Here is a 3,770-nt window from a genome sequence, read left to right as displayed (position 1 = left end):
CGGAGCGTTCTTGATTCGGTAGCACTGCATGTTCCGATGCAGCTCGGGCTGTGGCTAAACCGCACAACGGGTTGCTTCCGCGAAAGGAACGTCCGTTTTTCCAATCGCGAAAGCGGGGTCTGCCGGTTCCTCTCGTGACTAGGGCACCACGACCCGAGGGTCCTGTTCCCGCCCTATTGACGAGTGTCGTGGGGAGGCTGTGAGGCTCCCTAAGCGGCGCTGCACTGGGTTGCCATTCGCATAAAGCCGTCTTGATCCACACTGTGAATGCGCCGCAAAAAGTTTTGCTATGCATCGATTCATGGCAAGCTTTCTGCAACGTACTCGGGCTCGGGTCTCCTGGCAACCCCAGGAGGAGCGGGAAAGGGGCCTACGAATTCACTTCTCGGCAAACACTACCTGGTCCGATCTATTGCGGCGGATCAGGCCGCAAACGGTGGGGCCGGTACGCAGGCAGCTCCGCTTGCCGTCGACCGCAAGCAGTTCAACCGTTGTACAGCAAGACGAACTAGCAGCGCCATGGGACAAGAACCAGCCGCCGGCGCCGCGTTGTATCGCCCGTCTCAAGTGCCTCGAGCCGAGTCGTCTAACGGGCACTATGCCACAAAGGGTGGCTCGAATTCCAACGGAAAATCGGGAGAATGACGAATTTCGAATGACGAACGGTTCGCCGGCGTTAGCCGCGTTCGCTTGCGACGCGCCCGGAAAGAATGCCGGAGTGCGATTGATGAATGGTTGGTTTGCTAACCCCTCACCCCCGGCCCCTCTCCCACAAGGGGAGAGGGGAGAAGCGAGCACGGAGCGCGGTTGCTTGTGCTGCCCCCTCGTTTCCGGATCGCTTGCTCGCTTCGCGGAATTCCTTCTACCAATCGGTGTCTATCCGTGGGATCGGTGGTTCGTCTTTTCCTCGTATTCGCGTCTTTCGCGTCTTCGTGGTTCCCCTGCTTCGTATCGGTGCTGATCGGTGTGATCCGTGGTTCCCCGGCCTCGTCTTCGCGTCATTCGTGGTCATCTTCGTATCCGTGGTTCGCCGCGTTTGGCCTATTGACGAATTGTCTCCGCGAATGTATTTTACCACTTAGTTATTTAACTCTGTGGTGAATTAAATGCCGGCGGATGCTTTGAGCACGACGTTTGCCGCTCTAGCGGATCCGACGCGGCGGGCGATTCTTGCCCGGCTCGCGGGCGGCGAATCGTCGGTCTTGGAACTCGCCAAACCTTTCGACATGACCCTTCCCGGAATATCGAAGCATCTCAAAGTGCTCGAGCGGGCCGGACTGATCGCCCGCAGTCGCAATGCCCAATGGCGGCCATGCCGGTTGGCGCCGGCGCCGCTCAAAGATGTCGCCAAGTGGGTCGACTATTATCGAAAATTCTGGGAGCAGAACTTCGACCGCTTGGAGGCATATCTTAAGCAACTGCAAGCCGAACAGCCGTCGCCAAAAACAGTCACCAAGAAACCAACGCAAAGCAAGGAGAAACGCCGTGGCCGAAAAAAATCATCAGCAAAGCCCCACGCAAACGAGCTCGGCCGACCGCGAAATCGTGGCCGTCCGAATTTTCAACGCCCCGCGTGAACTGGTGTTCCAGCTCTGGACCGATCCGGTGCATCTCGGCAAATGGTACGGGCCGAACGGTTTTACGATCACCATGCAAGTGATGGATGTCCGGCCCGGCGGCGAGTGGCAGTTCATCATGCATGGCCCCGACGGCACCGATTACCCGAACAAGAATATCTACCGCGAGGTCGTGCGGCCCGAGCGGATCGTGTATTCGCATGTTTCGCCTCCCCATTTTCAGACGACCGTGACATTCGAGCCGCATGGCCCCGACGGCCAAGAAACGAAGCTCACGATGCGGATGGTCTTCGAGTCGGCCGAGGAACTCGATCGCACCATCAAGACGTACAATGCCGTCGAGGGGCTAGAACAAACGCTCGGCCGGCTGGGAGAGCAGGTCGCATCGATCGCCGGCAGCGACCCGTTGGATCGCGATTTTGTCGTCACACGCACGTTCGATGCCCCGCGGCAGTCGGTTTTCAAGGCCTGGACCGATCCGCGGCAAATGGCCGAGTGGTGGGGGCCGAATGGGTTCACCAATCCGATCTGCGAGTTGGATGCGCGGCCGGGCGGCGCGTGGCGAATCGTAATGCGCGGCCCCGATGGCAGCCAGCATCCGGCGAAGGGTGTTTACGTCGAAGTCGTCGAGCCGGAGCGGCTGGTGATGACCATCAACCATTCCGAGCTGTCGGACGAATGGCACGACATGGTGAACCCGAGTCGACCGAAAGGACAAGGTAATCCCGGTCTGGAGGGGCTTGCCACGGTGACGTTCGCGGAAGCCGCCGGCAAAACAACGCTGACGGTCCGCATCCGCTTTGAGTCGGCCGCCGTGCGCGACGCCCTATTGAAAATCGGCATGAACATCGGCTGGAGCCAAAGCCTCGATCGGCTCGCCGCCGTGTTGATTGGTTAGAGCGCGGAGCCCGCCGCGCTAGCAAGGGAGTGCGTCGCGGACCTGATCCGGACCGGGCAGGATCCTGTCGTCCGCAAGTTCGCCACGCGCACTCACGAAAGCGCATAGACGAGCAGCGTCGGGATTGCCCAGCAGACGGCGACGCCGAAAATCGCGTCGAGCCAGAAGATTCGGCCGAGGGCGCACAGGTAAATCATGCCGACAACCGGCGCCGCGATGATTTTCGCCAAGAATCCGCCATGAAACTCCTTGGCCGCCCGCCATAGCGACATGGCATCGCCGGTGCTTGGAAAAGCATGCATCGCGATCGAAACGCCAAGCCAGATAATCACATAGTCGAGCGGCGTTCCGGCTTCGAACTGCCCGACGGGAATCATCGCCGGAAAAGCGATCATCGCGCCCAAAAAAGTGTTGACGAACAGCGGTCCGACGGAAATGAAAAAGCTTTGTTTGAATGTGCGCGGCGGCTCATGGACCACATAGCCCACCGGATTGCCGAAGCGAAAATAGCACACGTCGAATACGGCCACGCCGAACCAACGGCAAAACAGTTGATGCGCAATTTCATGCACGATCACGCCCGGAAACGTCAGCAGTGCGATCAGTTGCCCAGGGATGATAATCATCGTGAGTCTCCGCTGTCGCTGTCGGCTGCCGGTTTTGAACGCCGGGCATTCGTTTCGATTCGAGTGTAGATCTGATCCATGGCGTAATGCACTTCCTCGGCCAGCTTTGGCGACGTTTTGCGGCCGCCGAGTTTGCCGAGTTGCTGCATCGCTTCGGCATCGTTCCCGGCCTCGGCATAGGCGATCCCGAGCCGGGCGGTGGCGACGGTCGAATCGGGAAATCGTTCGAGAACCTTTTTGTATTCGCTGACGGCCGTGGCGTAGTCTCCCTGCTGCTCGGCCCGCTGACCGCGCTCGAAAGCCACGCCGGTCATGAGCGACGTCGGCGATAAGATCGACGCTGTAAACACCGTCAAAACCACGATCACCATCGTGGCGCAAATCCAGCCTGGCAACGGCCGGCGCGAAAGTTCTCGCCGGCAAGCGGCGCAGAGTTTTATTCGATAGCCGAGCTCGAAATCTGGCCCGCCACATTTTCCGCAGTGAACACCGGCAGCCGCAGCGCCGGCCGACGAACTGGATGAACGATCCACGGTGAACTGGCCCCTTTTTGACCCATGTGAATGGTTTGCCCCGGAGAAAAGCTTGCGAAGCGATTGCCGCGCGATCCGATCGTCGCGACCAATGAAGATCGTAAGACAGGTCCGCGCGCTTCGCAAGCAAATTCGG

General features: G+C 59.5%; 4 protein-coding genes. 2 read left to right on the top strand and 2 right to left on the bottom strand.

All coding sequences use genetic code 11. From position 1 onward, the window contains the following. Nucleotides 1-1,106 precede the first annotated feature (1,106 nt). Nucleotides 1,107-1,577 carry a metalloregulator ArsR/SmtB family transcription factor gene (locus VHX65_18120; GenBank protein ID HEX4000474.1) on the top strand — a complete coding sequence of 157 codons (471 nt, stop codon included), beginning with the start codon at nt 1,107-1,109 and terminating at the stop codon, nt 1,575-1,577. Further along, on the top strand, nt 1,486-2,475 hold the full coding sequence (locus VHX65_18115; GenBank protein HEX4000473.1) for an SRPBCC domain-containing protein: 990 nt from the start codon (nt 1,486-1,488) through the stop codon (nt 2,473-2,475). The genes VHX65_18120 and VHX65_18115 overlap by 92 nt, the downstream gene beginning before the upstream one ends. A 92-nt stretch (nt 2,476-2,567) precedes the next feature. Here VHX65_18115 and VHX65_18110 read toward each other — a convergent pair whose 3' ends face one another. Further along, complete coding sequence (locus tag VHX65_18110; protein ID HEX4000472.1) at nt 2,568-3,101, bottom strand: metalloprotease family protein; 534 nt, start codon at nt 3,099-3,101, stop codon at nt 2,568-2,570. Beyond that, on the bottom strand, nt 3,098-3,472 hold the full coding sequence (locus tag VHX65_18105) for a tetratricopeptide repeat protein (GenBank protein HEX4000471.1): 375 nt from the start codon (nt 3,470-3,472) through the stop codon (nt 3,098-3,100). The genes VHX65_18110 and VHX65_18105 overlap by 4 nt, the downstream gene beginning before the upstream one ends. Between the last annotated feature and the right edge of the window lie 298 nt (nt 3,473-3,770).

Source organism: Pirellulales bacterium, from assembly GCA_036267355.1.
Classification (GTDB): domain Bacteria; phylum Planctomycetota; class Planctomycetia; order Pirellulales; family DATAWG01; genus DATAWG01.
The sequence above is the reverse complement of the archived record's forward strand: the minus strand, read 5'-3'. Positions and strand labels throughout refer to the sequence as shown.

Excerpts from the sequence above, each read along its gene's own strand:
- VHX65_18120 (HEX4000474.1), top strand. The coding sequence starts at position 1,107 with ATGCCGGCGGATGCTTTGAGCACGACGTTTGCCGCTCTAGCGGATCCG.
- VHX65_18110 (HEX4000472.1), bottom strand. The coding sequence starts at position 3,101 with ATGATTATCATCCCTGGGCAACTGATCGCACTGCTGACGTTTCCGGGC.
- VHX65_18105 (HEX4000471.1), bottom strand. The coding sequence starts at position 3,472 with ATGGTGATCGTGGTTTTGACGGTGTTTACAGCGTCGATCTTATCGCCG.